This is a genomic window from Rhodococcus sp. A14, from assembly GCF_011603105.1.
Classification (GTDB): Bacteria; Actinomycetota; Actinomycetes; order Mycobacteriales; family Mycobacteriaceae; genus Rhodococcus_F; species Rhodococcus_F opacus.
On record NZ_JAAOQS010000013.1, the window covers coordinates 32,551 to 51,509 of the forward strand.

Here is an 18,959-nt window from a genome sequence, read left to right on the forward strand (position 1 = left end):
ACCGCAACGCCCGCGACCACGACCAACGCCAGAGCCGCGGTGGTCATCTCTCCGAGAATCTTCATGGCTGTCCATCCTTTCCGGTGTCTGCCGAGACCGGCTCCACCTCGTCCGGGGCGAAGTACAGATACCGCCCGTACCACTCGTGCAACTCCGACGCAGGGTCGTCCACCAGCACGACGCCGACGTGGGTGCCACCGTCGACGTCGGCGTGCACGGTCACCACGCGAGCCAACTGTCCCGCGAAGAACAGGTCCTGGGCGTCGGCGCGCCGCGACGGGTGGATCCGCACGACGGTGCCCTTCGCCACCCGGACGCCGTTCACGACCACGCCGTCGACGTCGGGACGTACGGCGGTGTCGGCGTCCGGATCCCACCACGGCATGTCGTCGGTCAGTTCCGGGACGAGACCCATGTCGGGGAGGTTCGGGTCCGGGAGGTTCGGATCCGGGAGGTTCGGATCCGGGAGGTGCGGGTCCGGGACGTGCGGATCTCGGAGGATGCCGTGCATCTGGGCGAGCGTCGCCGGCGACATCTGGTCGCACCGATCGATGATCTGGGCGGCGAGCGGGTCGGTGGCGCGGGCCTGCCGCTTCTCCTCCTCGGTGAGGGTCATGACCCGGAGTGTGAGGATCTCGTCGATCTCGGTGGCGTCGAACAGTGCCCCGTCGCTCTGCTCGGCCACCTCGGGGTGGTCGTACAGGATGATCGGCGACACCAGGACGAGGTCCGTCTCCCCCGGCAAGCCGGCCAGCACGGGGTAGCACCGTTCGTGCGCGCAGGTGCCCGCGAGTTGCTCCGCCTCCGCGGGGGGTTCGAGGAGTGAGACGAACTCGGTGTTCTCGGCCGCCAGGATCAGGTGGGCGCCGATCAGCGACTGCCGGATCGCCGAATCCTTGCCCCAGACTCCCGCGTCCCGCGGTTCGGTGTCCCAGCCGGCGACGTCCGGCGCGGTGGTCACGTTCTCGACCGACACCCGCACCCGGGTCAACCCGTCGACGCTGTCGCTGCCCACCGTCACGACCGCGTGTGCGGGCCACCGGGTGCGCACCACGCGGCCGGCGAGGGATCCGTCCTCGCCCCGCAGTTCCTCCACCTCCGTGCCGCCGTCGATGTGGACGCCGAGGCGGCGTTCGCCCGGCCACTCCGCGGGGTGCAGGATGCCGAGATCGAATTCGCGCTCCACCGCCTCGTCCCAGCTGAGCCAGCTCACACCCGCGACGGTCAGTTCGTCGACGGGAACGAATTCCGCCGAGTCAGCGACCGCGCGTTCGATGCTGCGCACCTGGAGTTGCAGGAATCGGAGCGTGACGTTCACCCCCGCTCCGGTGCCGGCCCGCATCAGGGTCTGACAGGACATCCGCGGTTCCTCGCCGACCCCCGACTCCGCCGCACCCGACGGTCCGAGGACGCCGAACTGCCACCGCGACTGGTTCTTCGACGAACTCGCACGATACGGATACAGCAGATAACCCTCGTACAGGACCGCGTCGGCCACGGCACGTACTCGCTGCAGGGACGCCGGGGAGATCATGCGATCACCTCCCCGGCTCCCTGCAGCAGGTCCGAAATGGCGACGTCCAGTCCGATCAGACCGTGCGCCGCCTTGTAGCGCGCCAGCGCGGCGAGGGTGTCGTGGTCGAGGCGCACCCACCCCGTGTTCGGGTAGTGCGCCTGAACCAGTTCGCGCCACACCGCCACCGGCAGGTCGTAGGTCGACTCGCGATCCCACGGGATCCGTTCCACCCCGAAACCGGCGACCCCGCGGGTGAAGACCGTTCCGCTGAACAGGAACACCAGCGGCACCGTCGACCCGGCCTCGTCCAGGGCGTGCAGATACTTCGAGGCCGTGACCTCGAAGTCGTACGTGCACGGCAGCGGCAACTCCACCACACTCGACCCGGTGAACCCCTGGGCCACGGTGCTGGTCTGCATCCACTGGAAGGGTTTGAGCGTGGCCGTCCACCGCTCGCGGGGCCCGAACAGATCGAGGAGGCCCTCCGCCTCGCCGTCCGTGTAGCGGCGGCGTTGCGGGTCGATGCGGACCTGGCACCGGACGGCCATCGCGTGCACGGCGGCACCGCTCGACTCCGTCACCTCCACTCGCGCAGTAAGATTCGGCGCAACCGCGAACGGTTCCGGAAACACGTCCTCCACGTGGAACGACAACTCGGTCACGTCGGCTCCTTCGCGACGCGACTGCGCGCACGCACCGTCTCGAAGAACGTGTCGATGACCCGGCGAGCATCCTGGCCACCGTCGAACCCCCGCCACACCTGCCGCAACTCGCCCACCAGCTGATAGCAGGCGTCGATGGGGACGAGGTAGCACTCGGGGTCGCCGCCGCCGTGCTCGGGGACCCGCAGCAGCAACGCTTCCGTGTCGGCGGACAGCCGGCCGAGCGCCGGGTTGGCCGCGAGAACGCCGTCCCAGGCGTCGAGTGGCAGCTCCGATTCGGTGGCACCTGCCGGACCGGGATAGAACGCGACGGTCTTGGCCAGCAGCGAGTTCCGGAACACGAAGGCGAGCCCGACGGGGATCTCCAGTTCGTCCCAGCGACCCGGTGCGAGTTCGAAGTCGGGAAACGACAGGTAGCGTTCCGGGACGGCCCGGAAACGCAGTTCAGCGCTCTCGTCGGTGAACAGCAGGTAGCACCCGCGGCACACGCACATCAGTTGCCGGTCCTGGACGTTCACGACGTGCTGATGGGCGTCGGCGATCGGCACGGCGCACATGTCGCACCGTTCGCCGACCACCGGTTTGGGTCGCTCGGACGCGATGCGCTGCAGGATGCGCAGCCCGTTCCCCGACGGGCTCATCACGCCACCTCCGCGGCGGGCACCGCGACGGAGACGACGCCGTCACGCACGAGGACCGGAAGCGGCGACAGCGTTTCGGCGTCCGCGTCACTGTCCAGACGGAGTCCTGCCCGGCGCGGGTCGAAGTGCGCCCGGCACGACGGACAGCGCAGCACCGCGTCCCCCACCTGCCCGCCCGCCTTTCGTTGCAGGGTGGCCCCGGCCAGCGAGTTGGTGCAGGCGGCGCAGCGGTCGCGGTAGGCGAACAACTGCTCCCCGATCCGGCACACCAGAATCGGGAGCCCTGCGACGGCGAACCCGGCCACCTCCCCGGGCGCGAGGTCCTCGAGTTCGGGCACCGAGATCCACGTCCCGGTGCCACTCGACCCGTCCGTTCCGTTCGGATGAACATGGGAGAACAGCGATTCCGCGGCAATCAGCCCGGAGCCGGCCGCGGGGGTGGCACCCACCACCTCGATGTCCACGGTCTCCGGTGCCGCCGCCAGCACGGCGTCCTTGACGGCGAGTTCCAACGTCACCGCCGAGGACGGGCAGCTCTGACAACTGCCGGTCAGCCGAAGCCGCACCACACCGTTCACCACACCGAGCAGTTCGACGTCACCGCCGTGGGATCCCAGATAGGGGCGCACACTGTCGAGTGCGGTGGCGACCCTCGTCTCGACGTCGTGCGGATGGAGCCCGTTCACCAGCAGCAGGCTCGCGACGAGTTCGTCGGCGGCCAGCCGTTCGACGAGGTCGTCGTCGCGGTCACCGATGATCTCGAGGACGCGCTGCAACCCGGCGCCGTAGAGTTCGACCACCTCGCGGACCAGTTGCTCGGCGCGATCACGTGCCACCGAGCCACCTGTCGAACTCGCGTCCAACAGGCTGTCGATCCTCTCGCCGGCTGTCCGCCACCGATCGGGGTCGTCTCCTACTTCGTCACTCCCCCACGTCTCCGATCCGCCACTCTCCATGCGTACCCCGTCACTCGCCGGTCACGGACTGGGTGGGAGAATGCAGCTTCTCCAGCGTCTTTCCCTCACCGAGATACATGTGCACACCGCAGGGCAGGCAGGGATCGAAACTGCGGACGGTCCGCATGATGTCGATGCCCTTGAAATGCTCCCGGTCGTTCTCCTCGAAGATCGGCTGACCCTGCACCGCATCCTCGTACGGCCCCGGCGTACCGAAGCTGTCGCGGGGGTTGGCGTTCCACGGCGTCGGCGGATACGGGTGGTAGTTCGCGATCTTGCCGTCGCGAATCACCATGTGGTGCGACAGGACTCCGCGCACCGCCTCCGTGAAGCCGCAGCCGATTCCCTCGTCGGGGACCTCGAACTTCTCCCACGTCTTCGTGTGCCCGGCCCGGATCTCGGCGAGCGCCTTCTCCGCGAAGTGCAGCGCACACGCCGCCGCGTACGCCTGGAAGTAGGTCCGCGCCCGGTCACGCTCGATCGTGTTGCTGCCGTACTGCGGGATCTTCCACTCGAACTCGACCGGGCCCTTCAGCGCGGTCTTCGGCAGGTTGATCTTCACGCTGTGACCGGTCGACTGCACGTACCCGATGTCGACGAGGCCGGCGAGGGCGGTACTCCAGAGCCGGGCCAGCGGCCCGCCGCCGGTGTCCAGCGCGAGGTGATCGGTGCCGTCGAACCACCGCGGCGACATCACCCAGCTGTACTTGTCCTCCATGTCGCGTTTCTGCGGGTGCGGGTTGGTGTGCTGGTTCCACGGATGCCTGCGGTCGACCGGATTCCCGAGCGGATCGTTCTTCACGAACATCTCCTGGTCGGTCCAGTCGTCGTAATACGAACTGCCCAGCAGGATTCGGATGCCCAGATTGATGTCGACGAGGGACGTCGTGATCAGTTTGCCGTCCACCACGATGCCGGGCGTCACGAACATGGCCCGTCCCCACTTCTCCATGTCCTTGTAGGAGAAGTTGCACACCGCGGGATCCTGGAAGGACCCCCAGCAGCCGAGGAGAGTCCGGCGCAGGCCGACCTTCTCGTAGCCGGGCATGGCCTCGTAGAAGAAGTCGAACAGGTCGTCGTGCATGGGGACGACCTTCTTCATGAACTCCACGTAGCGCATCAGACGCGTCGTGTAGTCGGTCATCAACTGGATCGTCGCGACCGTGCCCACACCACCCGGATACAGGGTGGACGGATGGACGTGCCGACCTTCCATCAGGCAGAACATCTCTCGCGTCCACCGGCTGACCTGCAACGCCTCCCGATAGAACTCACCGGTGAACGGGTTGAGCGAACGCATGATGTCGGCGATGGTCTTGTAGCCGTGCTCACCGGCATGCGGCGCCTCGGTCTTCTCGGCCTGCGCGAGCACCCCGGGATTGGTCTCGGAGACCATCTTCTCGCAGAAGTCCACACCGACGAGGTTCTCCTGAAAGATGTTGTGGTCGAACATGTATTCCGCGGCCTCGCCGAGGTTGACGATCCACTCGCCGATGTGCGGCGGCTGCACGCCGTAGGCCATGTTCTGGGTATAACACGAACACGTCGCGTGGTTGTCACCACAGATACCGCAGATGCGGCTCGTGATGAAGTGGGCGTCGCGCGGGTCCTTACCCTTCATGAAGATCGAATAGCCGCGGAAGATCGACGAGGTGCTGTGGCACTCCACGACTTCCTTCTGCTTGAAGTCGATCTTCGTGTAGATGCCCAGGCTGCCCACGATGCGCGTGATCGGATCCCACGCCATCTCGACCAGGCCGTCGGATTCCGACTTGTGCGAAGGTTCCGGAATGATCGTTGTCATCGACGTACCTCTCAGTGTTCGAGGCCGGCGGACTACCGCCCGAGACCCCGAGCGGGACTACCAGGTGCGTGTGGCGCCCGTGGTCAGTTTCGTACCGCGACTGCGCCAGTGCGGCTCTTTGTCCAAGGTGGTCTTGGTGATCTTGCGGAGACTCCGAATGGCGGATCCGTACAGTCCGGACGCCGCGGCGGAGATCTTGCCGCCCGGGGGTTCGTCCATGAACGGCATGAACTTGTCCGGGAAGCCAGGCATCGTGCACCCGATGCAGATACCGCCCACATTCGGGCACCCACCGACACCGTTGATCCAGCCCCGCTTCGGGACGTTGCACTTGACGACGGGGCCCCAGCACCCCAGCTTCACGATGCACTTGGGCGAGCCGTACTCGGTGGCGAAATCACCCTGCTCGTAGTAGCCGGCGCGGTCGCAGCCCTCGTGCACCGTGGCACCGAACAGCCATTGCGGGCGCAAAGCGTCGTCGAGCGGGATCATGGGCGCCTGCTCGGTGGCCATGTAGAGGAGATACGTCAGCGTCTCCGACAGATTGTCCGGTTGGATCGGGCAGCCGGGAACGCAGACGATCGGGATGCCCGCCTTCGACTTCCAATCCCAGCCGAGATAGTCGGGAACGCCCATCGCACCGGTCGGATTACCCGCCATCGCGTGAATACCGCCGTACGTGGCGCACGTCCCGGCCGCGACGATCGCCGTCGCCTTCGGAGCGAGACGATCGAGCCATTCGCTCGTCGTCACCGGCTGACCGGTCTCGGGATTGTTGCCGAAACCGCACCAGTAACCCTCGTCGTGAAGTTGCTCGTTCGGTATGGAACCCTCCACCACCAGGACGAAAGGTTCGAGCTCGCCGCGATCCGCCTTCCAGAACCACTCCAGGAAGTCGTCGGCGCCGCCCTCGGGGCCGTTCTCGAAGTCGATCAGCGGCCAGTGAACGGCCACTTTGGGCAGGCCCGGCAGGGCTCCCAGAGCAATCTCCTCGACACTGGGCTGCGTCGCAGCCGTCAAGGCCACCGAATCGCCGTCGCAACTGAGTCCCGCATTGATCCACAGCACGTGAATCAGGGTGTCCTCGGCGTTGATTGCTTCCTGTGTCGGCATATCAGGTCGCTTTCCGGAGTGAACACAACTCCTGTCGCCACCGGAGTCGACCGTCGGCCCACCTGTGTGGCGCTGATATTTATTTAGCTCCGCCGCCGAGCGGATGTCAACGGTCCTCGGCGCGTCGCACCGCGCGGCTCCACCCGGTCGTGTAGGAGCGTCATTGCTTCGCAATCCAGTCGTACCACTGCGCAATGCCCTGGCCCGTCGTCGCCGACAACGTGATCATCTGCAGGTCGGGGTTCACGGACCGGGCGTATTTCGTGCAGAGATCGACGTCGAAGTCCACGTACGGCAACAGGTCCGCCTTGTTCACGATCACCAGGTTCGCCGCCGCGAACATGTGCGGGTACTTGAGCGGCTTGTCCGTCCCCTCGGTCACCGAGATCACCACCACCCTGCTCTTCTCACCGAGATCGAACAGTGCCGGACAGACGAGGTTCCCCACGTTCTCGATGAACAGCAGCGAGTTCGGCTCGGGGTCGAGAGCGGTCAGCGCGTCCCACATCATCTCGGCGTCGAGATGGCACCCGGCGCCCGTGTTCACCTGCACCACAGCACATCCCGTCGCCTTGATTCGGTTGGCATCGAGCATCGTCTCCTGATCACCCTCCACCACCGAGACGCGCCGCTGCCCACCGATGTCGGCGATGGTGCGTTCGAGCAGCGTCGTCTTCCCCGACCCCGGCGAACTCATCACGTTCAGCGCGAGCACCCCACGTCCGGCCAGCCAGCCCCGGTTGCGCTCCGCCGTGAGGTCGTTCTTCGCCAGCACCTTCTGTTCGAGGGTCACCGTCTCGGTCGCGTGCTCGTGGGGGTGTTCGTGAGTGTGCGGGTGCTCGTGGTCGTGCGAATGATCGTGGTCGTGCGGGTGCTCGTGGTCGTGCGGGTGCTCATGGGGCACCGTGATCCTGGTTCCGGTCTCGTCTCCGCATCCACAGGTGGCACACATTTGCGTCAGCTCACTTCCATCGAGAGGATTCGTAGTTCCCGACCCGACGTGACCTCCACGTCCGCACTTCCGCACGGGCACAGCAACACCAGGTCCGTGAGCGCGAAATCCTCGCCGCACTCACGGCAGTGCGCCCCGCCCGGGGTGTGGTCGATGTCGAGACGGGCACCGTGCGCGACGGTCCCTTCGGTGACCAGTTCGAAACAGAACTGCATCGAATCGGCGACCACGGCCGTCAACGCCCCCACCTGTACGCGCACACTGTGGACCGTCCGTCCCGCGGCGGTCTCGCAGACGGCGTCGACGACGCTCTGGGTGATTGCCAACTCGTGCATCACGGCCCCGTTCAGGACTCGTCACCTGTGGATTCGAGCGTAGCGCTTCCCGCCCGTGAGTACTTATTAACCGCGGGCGGTTAATAAGTACTCACGGCAGACGTAGTCTGAGGATCCGCCATCCACTACAGGGAGGGCGCATGGACGCCTGGACCATCCGAGACTTCGAACCGGAGGATCTCGAGGCTGTCGTGCGCATGGACAGCAGTTCCACCACCACGGACCAACTGCCCCTGTTCGCGCTCTCGGACGTGGTCGGGAGTCTGTTGAACCGTCACCCCGCGGTCGTCGCGACGAGGGACGGGCACATCATCGGGACGGCGGTCGCTCGCGTCGACGAGGACCGCGCCTGGGTCATGCGGATCTCCCTCGATCCCGAATGGCGTGGGCAGGGGCTCGGCAGCGCCCTGTTGTCGCAGCTCGAGCACCGGCTCCTCGCCAGAGGAGTGCGACGGGTGACCGCCCTCCTCCCCGAAGGGGAGACCGGTGCGACGGCGCTGACCAATTCCGGATTCACGGCCCGCACGGGAGTCACGTACTACGAGAAGCTCGGAACGGTGTCGCCCCGCACGGCCGGGCTTCTGGCGACGCTCGGCGGTGCGGTACCGCCCGCCGGACTGTGGAAACAGGTCGCCGGCATGACCCGGGAGAAATCGCTGATCGAACGCAAGATCGTGCTCCCACTGTCACGGCCGGCGCTGGCCGCCGACCACGGGGTGGCAGCACCCCGCGCGGTGGTGCTGTTCGGGCCGCCGGGAACCGGGAAGACGACGTTCGCGCGTGCCATCGCCAGCCGGCTCGGCTGGCCGTTCGTCGAACTGTTCCCGTCGCGGCTCGCGGCCGCCGAGAGCGGTCTCGCCGCCGGCCTCGGGGAGGCGTTCACGTCGATGGGCGAACTCGAGCACGTCGTCGTCTTCATCGACGAGGTGGAGGAGGTGGCGGCGCGGCGCCGGCCCGGGTCGCAGTCCGTCGGGGTGGTGAACGAACTGCTGAAGTCGATCGTCAACTTCCGCGAACGCGGCGGGCGGCTACTGGTATGCGCCACCAATTCCGTTCGAGCACTGGATGATGCGTTCCTTCGACACGGACGTTTCGACTACGTGCTGCCGATCGGCGCGCCGGACGCGGAGGCCAGACACGCCCTGTGGGAGCGGTACCTCGGCAACGAGCAGGTCGACGTGTCCGCCCTCGTCGCCGCGACCGAGGGCTACACGCCCGCCGATGTCGCGCACGCGGCACGGACCGTGGCGCAGGCGACCTTCGAGTGCAGCGTCGACTCGGGTGGACGCTGCCATGCCGGCACCCAGGACTATCTGGACGTGATCGGCACGGTGCGTCCCACCCTCACCGCCGAGATGATGCGGGCGTTCACGGAGGACATCGCCGGTCATGCCCGCACCTGACCTGTGAGTACTTGTTAACCGCCCGCGGTTAACAAGTACTCACAGGCGTTCGATGATGGTGGCGTTGGCTGTGCCGCCGCCCTCGCAGATGGTCTGCAGACCGTAGCGGCCGCCGGTGCGCTCGAGTTCGTTGAGGAGTGTGGCCATCAGCTTCGTGCCGGTCGCGCCGAGCGGGTGGCCGAGGGCGATCGCGCCGCCGTTGACATTGACCTTCGCCGGATCGGCCCCGATCTCCTTGATCCACGCGAGGACGACCGGTGCGAAGGCCTCGTTGATCTCGACCAGGTCGATGTCGTCGATGCTCAGACCCGTCTTCTCCAGCGCGTAGCGCGTGGCCGGGATCGGCGCGCTGAGCATGAAGATCGGGTCGGCGCCGCGGGCGCTGAGGTGGTGGATGCGGGCCCGGGGGGTCAGGCCGTACCTCTCGACTGCTTCCGGTGAGGCCAGCAGCACCGCGCTCGCGCCGTCGGAGATCTGGCTCGCGACCGCGGCGGTGAGTCGTCCCCCGTCGGTGAGGGTCTTCAGGGCGGCCATCTTCTCGAGGCTGGTCTCGCGGGGCCCCTCGTCCGTCGTCACGTCACCGAACGGGACGATCTCGCGGTCGAAGCGACCCTCGGCGATGGCCGTCCGCGCCCGCTCGTGGCTCTGCAGCGCCCAGCGCTCGAGTTCGTCGCGGCTGATGTCCCACTTGTCCGCGATCAGTTCGGCGCCGTTGAACTGCGACACTTCCTGGTCGCCGTAGCGTTCCGTCCAGCCCGTCGATCCGCCGAAGGGGGTGTCGAATCCGTACTGCTGACCGACCACCATCGCCGAGGCGATCGGGATCTGGCTCATGTTCTGCACCCCGCCGGCGACGATCAGGTCGGCGGTGCCGCTCAGGATCGCCTGCGCACCGAAGTGCACGGCCTGCTGACTGGACCCGCACTGCCGGTCGACGGTGACCCCTGGGACTTCTTCCGGGTAGCCGGCGGCCAGCCACGCGGTGCGGGCGATGTTGCCGGCCTGCCCGCCGATCGCGTCGACGCAACCGAAGACGACGTCGTCGACACCGGCCGGGTCGATGCCCGTGCGCTCGACGAGGGCCTTGATGACGTGCGCACCCAGGTCGGCCGGGTGCACGCCGGACAGGCCGCCGTTCTTCTTGCCGATCGGTGTGCGAACGGCGTCGACGATGTAGGCCTCGGTCATGTGAAACTCCTAGTCAGTTACGGGGACTCGCAAGTCCGTCGAGGACGATCGAGAGGTATTGCTTGGCGACGGTGTCGACCGTGACCGAGCCGCCGGGCCGGTACCAGCGGACGGCGACCCAGGCGGTGTCGCGGAGGAATCGGAAGGCGAGCTCGACGTCGATGTCGGACCGGAAGCTGCCGTCCTTCACACCCGCCTCGAGCACACCCATCCACAGCTCGCGGAATTCGGTGTTCAGTTCGGACAGGTACGCGAAGCGCTCGTTGGCGACGAGGTGCTTCACCTCGTCCTGGTAGATCGCGACCGCGGAATGCGACGCGTCGATCGCCTCGTAGGACGTGGTGACCAGCGCTTCGAGGGTGGCGCGACTGTCGAGTCCGGACGCGACGATCTCGCGGTACTTGCCGAACAGGTCGTCGAGGAAGCCCCGTAGGATCTCGTCGACCATCGACTCCTTCGAGTCGAAGTGGTGGTACAGGCTGCCCGACAGGATGCCCGCGGCGTCGGCGATGTCGCGCACGGTGGTGGCCCGCAGGCCGCGTTCGGCGAACAGGGTGGCCGCGATGTCGAGGAGTTCGGTCCGGCGTCCGGACTTGCCGGAAGTGTCGTCGGCGGGGGGTGGCGTCATCGTCACATCCTATCAACCAAGCGCTTGTTAGGGCCTTCGGCCCTGTGCGCGGTTAAGGAGTCCAGACACTCGTCAACCACGCACAGGCGGCGGAGCCGGCTACGCCCTCTGCGACGAGACCGACACGACCTCACCGGTGAGGTAGGTGGTGTAGTCGCTGGCGAGCATGGCGATGGTGGCGGCGATTTCCCACACCTCGGCGGCGCGGCCGAATGCCTCGTCGGACGCCAGCTTGTCGAGGAGTTCCTCGCTGGTCACCTTCGCGAGGAATGCGTGCCGTGCGATGGACGGCGCGACGGCGTTGATCCGGACGCCGTACTCGGCGGCCTCGATCGCACTGCACCGGGTCAGGGCCATGACGCCGGCCTTCGCGGCCGCGTAGTGCGCCTGCGAGTGCTGCGCCCGCCACCCGAGGACGGACGCGTTGTTGACCAGTACGCCGTTGTGCGGGGCCTCCTTGAAGTAGCGCAGCGCGGCGCGGGTGGCCCGGAACGTTCCGTTCAGCGTGATGTCGAGGACGCGGTCCCACTCCTCGTCCGTCATGTCGACGAGCGGGGTCTCGCCGCCGAGTCCGGCGTTGTTGACGAGGACGTCGATCCTGCCCAGCGCGTCGGCGGCCCCGGAGATCAGAGCGTCCACCTGCTCCGTGCTGGACACGTCACACGTCAGCGCTTCGACCGCCTGACCGGGGAACTCGGCGGCCAGTTTCTCCTTGGTCTCGAGGAGTCGACGCTCGTGCCAGTCGGACACCAGCACGTCGGCGCCCTCGAGCAGGGCGCGTCGCGCGGACGCGAATCCGATGCCGGTGCCCGCCGCGGCGGTGACGACGACCTTCTTGCCTTTCAACAGGTCGTGGCCCGGAGTCTCGACGGGCGCGGTGGCGAGCGGAGTAGTAGTCATGAACGGGCCTCTCGGGGAAGTCCGAGCACGCGCTCGGAGATGATGTTGCGCTGGATCTCGTTGGATCCGCCGTAGATGGTGTCGGCGCGGGTGAACAGGAACAGTCGCTGCCACTCGCCCAGTTCCAGGTGTTCGGGGTCCGTGACGTCGGACGACGGATCGGCCGGGGCGAGCAGCGACGCCGCGCCCTGCACGTCCATGGCCAGCTGACCGAGATCGCGGTGCCAGTTGGCCCACAACAGCTTCGCGACGGACGCCTCCGCGCCGGAGGTCCCGGCGTCGACCGCTTCCAGGGTGCGCAGGGCGTGTGCCCGCATCACCCGCAGCCCGACCCACGCGCGGGCGATCTTCTCGCGGATGTTCGGGTCGGTCGCCGCACCGTTGGCCTTCGCGAGGTCGACGACGCCCTGCAGTTCGCGGGCGAACCCGATCTGCTGCCCGAGCGTGGACACGCCGCGCTCGAAGGTGAGCAGACCCATCGCGACCCGCCAGCCGTCCCCCGGCTCCCCGACCACCAGATCCGCGTCGGTGACCGCGTCGTCGAAGAACACCTCGTTGAACTCGGACGTGCCGGTCAACTGCTGGATGGGCCGGACCGTGACGCCGGGCTGGTCGAGCGGGACGAGCAGGAAGCTCAGGCCCTGGTGCCGCTTGGATCCCGGTTCGGTGCGGCAGAGGACGAACGCCCACTGGGCGACGTGCGCGAGGGACGTCCAGACCTTCTGCCCGTTGATCACCCACTTGTCGCCGTCGCGGCGCGCGGTGGTGGCGACGTTGGCGAGGTCGGAACCGGCGCCCGGCTCGGAGTAGCCCTGCGCCCACAGTTCGGTCACGGTGTTGATCCCGGGAAGGAACCGGCGCTTCTGCTCCTCGGTGCCGAAGGCGATGAGCGTCGGCCCGAGCAGTTCCTCGCCGACGTGGCTGACCCGCGCCGGCGCCCCCGACTTCGCATACTCCTGATGGAACACCACCTGTTGTGCCAGCGTGGCTCCGCGCCCGCCGTGCTCCGTCGGCCAGCCGAGGCAGGTCCATCCCGCCGCGGCGAGATGACGGTCCCAGGCGAGCCGTTCCTCGAAGAACTCGTGCTCGCTGCCGGGGCCGCCCTTGCCTTTCAGCCGGGCGAAGTCGCCGGTGAGGTTGTCGTTCAGCCACGTCCTGACGGTCTGCGCAAAGTCGTCGTCGGTGATCAGCCCGTCCGGGCTCTCGCTCTGGTCCACGTCTGTAAGATAACCTACCAAGCACTTGCTAGGTAGGTAGGGAGCCCAGTGACCGAACAACCGACAACCACCCCGTCCGCCCTGAAACGGGCCGCACGCGAATTCGGCGAGCTCACAGCCGTGGCGGACGGCGACGTCCGTCTGACCTTCACACAACTGCACGACCGTGTCCGCGATTTCGCCGCAGCACTCAGCTCACAGGACGTGCGCCCCGGCGATCACGTCGCGGTGTGGTCGCCCAACACGTATCACTGGGTGGTCGCGGCGCTCGGCATCCACTACGCCGGCGCGACTCTCGTCCCGATCAACACCCGGTACACGGCCACCGAGGCCCTCGACATTCTCGAGCGCACCAAGACCACCGCACTGGTGGTCGCGGGCAAATTCCTCGGCACCGACCGGTACGCGGCGCTGCGCGACGAGTCGAGCACCCTCGACCTGCCGACCGTCGTCCGGGTTCCGGTCGACGGCGGCGACGTCGAGGTTCCCGGCGTCTTCGACTTCGACGACTTCCTCGCCCTCGCCGACGAGGACACGCGCGCCGAGGCCGACGCCCGCGCGGCCGCCGTCTCCCCCGACGACGTCTCCGACGTCATGTTCACGTCGGGCACGACGGGCCGCAGCAAGGGCGTGATGAGTGCGCACCGGCAGTCGGTGGGCATCGCGCAGGCGTGGGGCGAGTGCGCCGAGGTGACCTCCGACGACAACTACCTGATCATCAACCCGTTCTTCCACACCTTCGGGTACAAGGCGGGGTTCCTGGTGTGCCTGCTGAACGGGGCGACGGTGGTGCCGATGGCGGTGTTCGACGTTCCGAAGGTGATGGCGACCGTGCACGACGAGCAGATCACCGTGCTCCCCGGCGCCCCCACGATCTTCCAATCGATCCTCGACCACCCGGACCGCCCGAAGTACGACCTGTCCAGCCTGCGGGTCGCGATCACGGGCGCGGCCGCGGTTCCGGTCGCCCTGGTGGAACGGATGCAGTCGGAGCTGAGCTTCGACGCCGTCCTCACCGCCTACGGTCAGACGGAGGCGGTGGTGGTCACGATGTGCCGGACCGACGACGACCCGGTGACCGTGTCGACCACGTCGGGTCGCGCCATCCCCGGGATGGAGGTCCGGATCGGCGACAAGGGCGAGATCCTGGTGCGCGGCGAGAACGTGATGCTCGGTTACCTCGACGACCCCGAATCGACCGCCAAAACCATCGATGCGGACGGCTGGCTGCACACCGGCGACGTCGGGACCCTGGACGACCGCGGTTACGTCGACATCACGGACCGCCTCAAGGACATGTACATCTCCGGCGGTTTCAACGTGTATCCCGCTGAGGTGGAGAACGCTCTTGCCCGACTCGACGGCGTCGCGGAGTCTGCCGTCATCGGCGTTCCCGACCAGCGGATGGGCGAGGTCGGGCGGGCCTACGTGGTCGCCAAGTCTGGCTCGACGCTCGCCGAGGACGACGTGGTCGCGTTCTGCAAGGAGCGACTCGCCAACTTCAAGGTGCCCCGGTCGGTGCGCTTCGTGGAGTCCCTCCCCCGGAATCCCTCCGGGAAGGTCATGAAAAACGTTCTGCGTGAGGAGAAGAAATGACGGTTCCGGACGAGGGTGACGTCGTCACCTACGAGGTGCGTGACGGTGTCGCATTCGTGACGCTCAACCGCCCCGACTACCGCAACGCCCAGAACTCGGTGATGACGTACGCCCTCGACGCCGCGTTCGAGCGGGCCGTCGAGGATGACGACGTGAAGGTGATCGTCCTCGCCGGCAACGGCAAGCACTTCAGCGCCGGGCACGACATCGGCACCCAGGGCCGGGACCATCACGTGCACTACGACAACAAGGCCGTGATGTGGTGGGACCATGTCGACAAGCCGGGCGGCGACCAGCGGTTCGCGCGCGAGATGGAGGTCTATCTCGGGATGTGCCGTCGCTGGCGCGAGATCCCGAAGCCGACCATCGCGATGATCCAGGGCGCCTGCATCGCCGGCGGTCTGATGCTGGCGTGGGTGTGCGACCTCATCGTGGCGTCGGACGACGCTTTCTTCTCCGATCCGGTCGTACGTATGGGCATTCCGGGGGTCGAGTACTTCGCGCACCCGTGGATGCTCGGACCGCGGTTCGCGAAGGAAATCCTCTTCACCGGCGACCGGTTCACCGCGCAGCGCGCCTACGAGGTGGGCATGGTCAACCGCGTCGTGCCGCGCGAGGACCTGGAGCAGGAGACCCTCGCCATCGCCGGACGCATCGCCGCCATGCCCCGGTTCGGTCTCGCGCTCACCAAGAAGGCCGTCAACCAGTGCGAGGACCAGATGGGCATGCGGAACGGCATGGACTCCGTGTTCGGTCTCCACCACTTCGCGCACGCGCACAACGCCGAGATCGACACCGATCCGCTCGGCGGCATGGACGCCAAGTCGATGGCGGCCAGTGCGCGCAACTCGAACGAAGGGGCGAAGTAGGTGGATCTCGAGTTCGACGCCGCCACCGTCGCATTCCGCGAGGAGGTGCGGACCTTCCTGCGCGACAACGTTCCCGCCGAGCCGCTGCCGTCGATGGATACCGCGGAGGGTTTCGAAGCGCACCGCGAGTGGGAACGCACTCTCGCCGACGCCCGGCTGTCGGTGGTGTCGTGGCCGGAGGAACTGGGCGGACGCGACGCGTCGCTGCTGGAATGGGTGGTGTTCGAGGAGGAGTACTACCGCTCGGGTGCGCCCGGACGCGTCAGCCAGAACGGCATCTTCCTGCTCGCCCCGACACTGTTCGAGCATGCGAACGCCGAGCAGTTGGCCCGCATCATGCCGCGGATGGCCCGCGCCGACGACATCTGGGCGCAGGCCTGGTCGGAGCCGGAGTCGGGTAGCGACCTCGCGTCGCTCCGCTCCACCGCCCGGCGCGTCGACGGCGGCTGGGTGCTGAACGGGCAGAAGACGTGGAGTTCGCGGGCGAGCTTCGCGGACTGGGGTTTCGGGCTGTTCCGATCCGACCCGGACGCCCAGCGGCACAAGGGCATCACCTACTTCATGTTCGACCTGCGCTCGAAGGGTGTCACCGTGCGCCCGATCGATCAGCTGGACGGCGAGCCCGGTTTCGCGGAGATCTTCCTCGAGGACGTCTTCGTCCCGGACGACCCCGCGAACCCCGGCGAGTCCGGAGTGATCGGCGGCGTGAACGAAGGCTGGCGCGTCGCGATGAGCACCGCGTCCAACGAACGCGGACTGTCACTGCGCAGCCCGGGCCGTTTCCTCGCGACCGTCGACCGGCTCGCCGAACTGTTCCGGGACAGCGGCCGCACCGACGACACGGCCCTGCGAAACAAGGTCGCCGACGCCTGGATCGGCGCCCGCGCCTACCAGCTGAACACGTTCGGCACCGTCACCCGGCTCGCCGACGGCGGGCAACTGGGCGCCGAATCGTCCATCAACAAGGTGTTCTGGTCGGAGTGGGACATCGCCACCCACGAGACCGCACTCGAACTGCAGGGCGCCTCGGCGGAGCTCGCGGACAACTGGATGGACGGCTACCTGTTCTCCCTGTCCGGTCCGATCTATGCCGGCACCAACGAGATTCAGAAGAACGTGATCGCCGAGCGGCTGCTCGGCCTACCGAAGGCGGATCGATGAGATTCACACTCGACTCCTCCCATCAGGACTTCGCGTCCAGCATCGACGCCCTGCTGTCGAAGGCGGACATGCCGGCGGTGATCCGGTCGTGGAACACCGGTGACACGGGTCCGGGTCTGAAGGTGTGGCAGCGACTCGCCGAGACCGGCGTCAACGGACTGCTCATCGCGGACGAGCACGACGGCCTGGGAGCCGACGCCGTCGACCTCGTCGTGGCCCTGGAACAACTCGGACGCCATGCCGTTCCCGGCCCCGTGGCCGAAACCGTCGCGGTCGTGCCGGTGCTGCTCGCGCAGGTGGCCCCGGACCGGTTGGCGGCGTTGGCTTCCGGTTCGCTCGCCACAGTCGCGGCCGCGCCGCACGTGCCGTTCGCCGTGGATGCGGACTCAGCCGATCTGGTCCTGCTCGTCGATGGTGCGACGGTGAGCCTCGGACAGGCCGGGGTGGTGCAGAACTCGGTGGATCAGTCGCGAAGGCTGTTCCCCCTCACCGCCGGGGTCGCCCTCGGCGACGTCGACTTCGGGCCCGCGTTCGACCTCGGGGCGTTGGCCACCGCGGCCCAGTTGCAGGGACTCGGGCAGACTCTGCTCGACGTCACCACCGACTACGCCAAGCAGCGCAAGCAGTTCAGCAAGGTGATCGGACAGTTCCAGGCCATCAAACATCATCTGGCCGAGGTCGCGGTCGGGCTGGAGATGTCGCGGCCGTTGCTGCACGGTGCGGCGCTGTCCGTGCGGGACGGGTCCGTCGACAGTTCCCGGGACGTCTCGGCGGCGAAGGTAGCGTGCGGGGATGCCGCGTACCGGGCGGCGCGGGTGGCGCTGCAGGTGCACGGCGCCATCGGCTACACCCAGGAACACGACCTGTCGCTGTGGCTCACCAAGGTCCGGGCACTGGTCACGGCCTGGGGCACGCCGGCGTTCCATCGTGGCCGCGTCGTCGACTCGCTTGTGGAGGCGTCATGAGTTTCGATAACGAGGAGCGGGCGGCGCTCCGGTCGTCGGTCCGGGATCTGCTGGGTAAGCACTCCGACTCCGCCGCCGTCCGCCGGGCGATCACCACCGACCACGGTTACGACGACGCCCTGTGGTCCACGTTGTGCGAGCAGATCGGCGTCGCCGCCCTCGCCGTTCCGGAGAAGTACGACGGCGTCGGGGCGTCGCTGCTGGAAGTCCATGTGGTGCAGGAAGAACTGGGCCGCACGCTGACGCCGTCGCCGATGCTGGGCAGCGCCGTGCTGGCCGCGCAGGCGCTGGTGCTGTCGGGGGACGACGACGCGTGCGCCCGACTGCTGCCCGGCATCGCGGCGGGTTCGGTGGCCGCGCTGTGCTGGGCGGGTGCGGACGGCTGGTCCGGTTTCGGGGTCACTTCGTCGGGCGAGGCGCTGTCGGGGACGGCGTCGTACGTGCTCGGCGGTGACGTCGCGGGCGTGCTGCTGGTTCTCACGTCCGAAGGCCTGTTCGAGGTCGACCCGGCGGCGGACGGCGTGACGCGTCGTCGCGTCGCGGCGATGGATCCGACGCGTCCGCTGTCGGAGGTGATCTTCGACGGGGTCGCGGCGCGTAGGCTCGTCTCCCCCACCGACCTCGTCGACCAGTTGCGCACGGTCGCACTCGTCGCGTTGTCGGCGGAACAGGTGGGCGCGGCGTCCGCGGCGCTGGAGCAGACGGTCGAGTACGCGAAGTCGCGCAAGCAGTTCGGCCGGGCGATCGGGTCGTTCCAGGCGCTCAAGCACCGCATGGCCGACATGTACGCCCTCGTCGAGACGGCCCGGTCCATGTCGTACGCCGCGGCGCTGTCGGGGACGCACGAGGACGCCGTCATCGCGAAGGTGTACTGCTCGGAGGCGCTGCAGCACGTCGCGGCGGAGGCCATCCAGCTGCACGGTGGCATCGCGATCACGTGGGAACACGACGCGCAGCTGTACTTCAAACGTGCGCACGGGAGTGCACAGCTGTTCGGGCAGCCGCGGGAGTACCTGCCGCAACTGGCTACCGCCGCCGGACTGTAGGCGGCTC

18 protein-coding genes are annotated in these 18,959 nt (G+C 67.7%); 6 read left to right on the plus strand and 12 right to left on the minus strand.

Annotated features, from left to right (window positions below):
* Window positions 1–61 precede the first annotated feature (61 nt).
* The 8 genes from G9373_RS10055 to hypA form a co-directional block, all read right to left on the minus strand.
* Window positions 62–1,534, minus strand: coding sequence for a hypothetical protein (locus G9373_RS10055; RefSeq protein ID WP_133986060.1), 1,473 nt, complete (start codon window positions 1,532–1,534; stop codon window positions 62–64).
* Window positions 1,531–2,178 carry a DUF6084 family protein gene (locus tag G9373_RS10060; RefSeq protein ID WP_005258626.1) on the minus strand — a complete coding sequence of 216 codons (648 nt, stop codon included), beginning with the start codon at window positions 2,176–2,178 and terminating at the stop codon, window positions 1,531–1,533. The genes G9373_RS10055 and G9373_RS10060 overlap by 4 nt, the downstream gene beginning before the upstream one ends.
* On the minus strand, window positions 2,175–2,819 hold the full coding sequence (locus G9373_RS10065; RefSeq protein WP_005258619.1) for a DUF5947 family protein: 645 nt from the start codon (window positions 2,817–2,819) through the stop codon (window positions 2,175–2,177). The genes G9373_RS10060 and G9373_RS10065 overlap by 4 nt, the downstream gene beginning before the upstream one ends.
* Window positions 2,819–3,775 (minus strand): NifU family protein, encoded by a 957-nt coding sequence (locus tag G9373_RS10070; protein ID WP_166680664.1) that lies wholly within the window; start codon window positions 3,773–3,775, stop codon window positions 2,819–2,821. Before G9373_RS10070 ends, G9373_RS10065 begins: the two co-directional genes overlap by 1 nt.
* Before the next feature lie 10 nt (window positions 3,776–3,785).
* On the minus strand, window positions 3,786–5,579 hold the full coding sequence (locus G9373_RS10075; protein ID WP_005258616.1) for a nickel-dependent hydrogenase large subunit: 1,794 nt from the start codon (window positions 5,577–5,579) through the stop codon (window positions 3,786–3,788).
* Window positions 5,580–5,636: 57 nt separating this feature from the next.
* A complete protein-coding gene (locus G9373_RS10080; protein WP_005258614.1) occupies window positions 5,637–6,692 on the minus strand; it encodes a hydrogenase expression protein HypE in 1,056 nt (351 codons plus the stop codon).
* 160 nt (window positions 6,693–6,852) lie between these two features.
* Window positions 6,853–7,644 (minus strand): hydrogenase nickel incorporation protein HypB, encoded by a 792-nt coding sequence (hypB, locus tag G9373_RS10085; RefSeq protein WP_167115002.1) that lies wholly within the window; start codon window positions 7,642–7,644, stop codon window positions 6,853–6,855.
* Between the two features lie 5 nt (window positions 7,645–7,649).
* Entirely contained in the window at window positions 7,650–7,979 is a 330-nt protein-coding gene (gene hypA, locus G9373_RS10090) for a hydrogenase maturation nickel metallochaperone HypA (protein WP_005244680.1), read from the minus strand.
* Between the two features lie 140 nt (window positions 7,980–8,119).
* Here hypA and G9373_RS10095 point away from each other — a divergent pair, with 140 nt between their 5' ends.
* The gene (locus tag G9373_RS10095; protein WP_120659763.1) at window positions 8,120–9,382 is read left to right on the plus strand and encodes a GNAT family N-acetyltransferase; all 1,263 of its coding nucleotides are present in this window, start codon (window positions 8,120–8,122) and stop codon (window positions 9,380–9,382) included.
* A gap of 39 nt (window positions 9,383–9,421) precedes the next feature.
* On the opposite strand, the gene G9373_RS10100 is transcribed toward G9373_RS10095, so the two are convergent.
* The 4 genes from G9373_RS10100 to G9373_RS10115 form a co-directional block, all read right to left on the minus strand.
* Window positions 9,422–10,570, minus strand: coding sequence for an acetyl-CoA C-acetyltransferase (locus tag G9373_RS10100; protein ID WP_120659764.1), 1,149 nt, complete (start codon window positions 10,568–10,570; stop codon window positions 9,422–9,424).
* A 13-nt stretch (window positions 10,571–10,583) separates the two neighbouring features.
* Window positions 10,584–11,198: a TetR/AcrR family transcriptional regulator gene (locus G9373_RS10105; RefSeq protein ID WP_005569817.1), complete on the minus strand. Its 615-nt coding sequence runs from the start codon at window positions 11,196–11,198 to the stop codon at window positions 10,584–10,586.
* A 99-nt stretch (window positions 11,199–11,297) separates the two neighbouring features.
* Window positions 11,298–12,098, minus strand: a complete 801-nt coding sequence (locus G9373_RS10110; RefSeq protein WP_005569818.1) for an SDR family oxidoreductase — start codon at window positions 12,096–12,098, stop codon at window positions 11,298–11,300.
* Entirely contained in the window at window positions 12,095–13,315 is a 1,221-nt protein-coding gene (locus tag G9373_RS10115) for an acyl-CoA dehydrogenase family protein (RefSeq protein WP_120659765.1), read from the minus strand. The genes G9373_RS10110 and G9373_RS10115 overlap by 4 nt, the downstream gene beginning before the upstream one ends.
* Before the next feature lie 48 nt (window positions 13,316–13,363).
* Here G9373_RS10115 and fadD3 point away from each other — a divergent pair, with 48 nt between their 5' ends.
* Genes fadD3 through G9373_RS10140 form a run of 5 tightly spaced genes read left to right on the plus strand, consistent with a single transcriptional unit; the run spans window position 13,364 to window position 18,952 of the window.
* On the plus strand, window positions 13,364–14,911 hold the full coding sequence (fadD3, locus tag G9373_RS10120) for a 3-[(3aS,4S,7aS)-7a-methyl-1,5-dioxo-octahydro-1H-inden-4-yl]propanoyl:CoA ligase (RefSeq protein WP_120659766.1): 1,548 nt from the start codon (window positions 13,364–13,366) through the stop codon (window positions 14,909–14,911).
* On the plus strand, window positions 14,908–15,780 hold the full coding sequence (locus G9373_RS10125) for an enoyl-CoA hydratase (RefSeq protein ID WP_120659767.1): 873 nt from the start codon (window positions 14,908–14,910) through the stop codon (window positions 15,778–15,780). Before fadD3 ends, G9373_RS10125 begins: the two co-directional genes overlap by 4 nt.
* Window positions 15,781–16,941 (plus strand): acyl-CoA dehydrogenase family protein, encoded by a 1,161-nt coding sequence (locus G9373_RS10130; protein WP_167115005.1) that lies wholly within the window; start codon window positions 15,781–15,783, stop codon window positions 16,939–16,941.
* Window positions 16,938–17,906, plus strand: coding sequence for an acyl-CoA dehydrogenase (locus G9373_RS10135; protein WP_054245997.1), 969 nt, complete (start codon window positions 16,938–16,940; stop codon window positions 17,904–17,906). Before G9373_RS10130 ends, G9373_RS10135 begins: the two co-directional genes overlap by 4 nt.
* Window positions 17,903–18,952, plus strand: a complete 1,050-nt coding sequence (locus G9373_RS10140; RefSeq protein ID WP_005254489.1) for an acyl-CoA dehydrogenase family protein — start codon at window positions 17,903–17,905, stop codon at window positions 18,950–18,952. The genes G9373_RS10135 and G9373_RS10140 overlap by 4 nt, the downstream gene beginning before the upstream one ends.
* Window positions 18,953–18,959: the final 7 nt, after the last annotated feature.

Coding starts and splice junctions, on each gene's coding strand:
- G9373_RS10065 (WP_005258619.1), bottom strand. CDS start 2,819: ATGAGCCCGTCGGGGAACGGGCTGCGCATCCTGCAGCGCATCGCGTCC.
- G9373_RS10125 (WP_120659767.1), top strand. CDS start 14,908: ATGACGGTTCCGGACGAGGGTGACGTCGTCACCTACGAGGTGCGTGAC.
- G9373_RS10140 (WP_005254489.1), top strand. CDS start 17,903: ATGAGTTTCGATAACGAGGAGCGGGCGGCGCTCCGGTCGTCGGTCCGG.
- G9373_RS10055 (WP_133986060.1), bottom strand. CDS start 1,534: ATGATCTCCCCGGCGTCCCTGCAGCGAGTACGTGCCGTGGCCGACGCG.
- G9373_RS10110 (WP_005569818.1), bottom strand. CDS start 12,098: ATGACTACTACTCCGCTCGCCACCGCGCCCGTCGAGACTCCGGGCCAC.
- G9373_RS10100 (WP_120659764.1), bottom strand. CDS start 10,570: ATGACCGAGGCCTACATCGTCGACGCCGTTCGCACACCGATCGGCAAG.
- G9373_RS10095 (WP_120659763.1), top strand. CDS start 8,120: ATGGACGCCTGGACCATCCGAGACTTCGAACCGGAGGATCTCGAGGCT.
- hypB (WP_167115002.1), bottom strand. CDS start 7,644: ATGTGTGCCACCTGTGGATGCGGAGACGAGACCGGAACCAGGATCACG.
- hypA (WP_005244680.1), bottom strand. CDS start 7,979: ATGCACGAGTTGGCAATCACCCAGAGCGTCGTCGACGCCGTCTGCGAG.
- G9373_RS10080 (WP_005258614.1), bottom strand. CDS start 6,692: ATGCCGACACAGGAAGCAATCAACGCCGAGGACACCCTGATTCACGTG.
- G9373_RS10070 (WP_166680664.1), bottom strand. CDS start 3,775: ATGGAGAGTGGCGGATCGGAGACGTGGGGGAGTGACGAAGTAGGAGAC.
- G9373_RS10075 (WP_005258616.1), bottom strand. CDS start 5,579: ATGACAACGATCATTCCGGAACCTTCGCACAAGTCGGAATCCGACGGC.
- G9373_RS10105 (WP_005569817.1), bottom strand. CDS start 11,198: ATGACGCCACCCCCCGCCGACGACACTTCCGGCAAGTCCGGACGCCGG.
- G9373_RS10135 (WP_054245997.1), top strand. CDS start 16,938: ATGAGATTCACACTCGACTCCTCCCATCAGGACTTCGCGTCCAGCATC.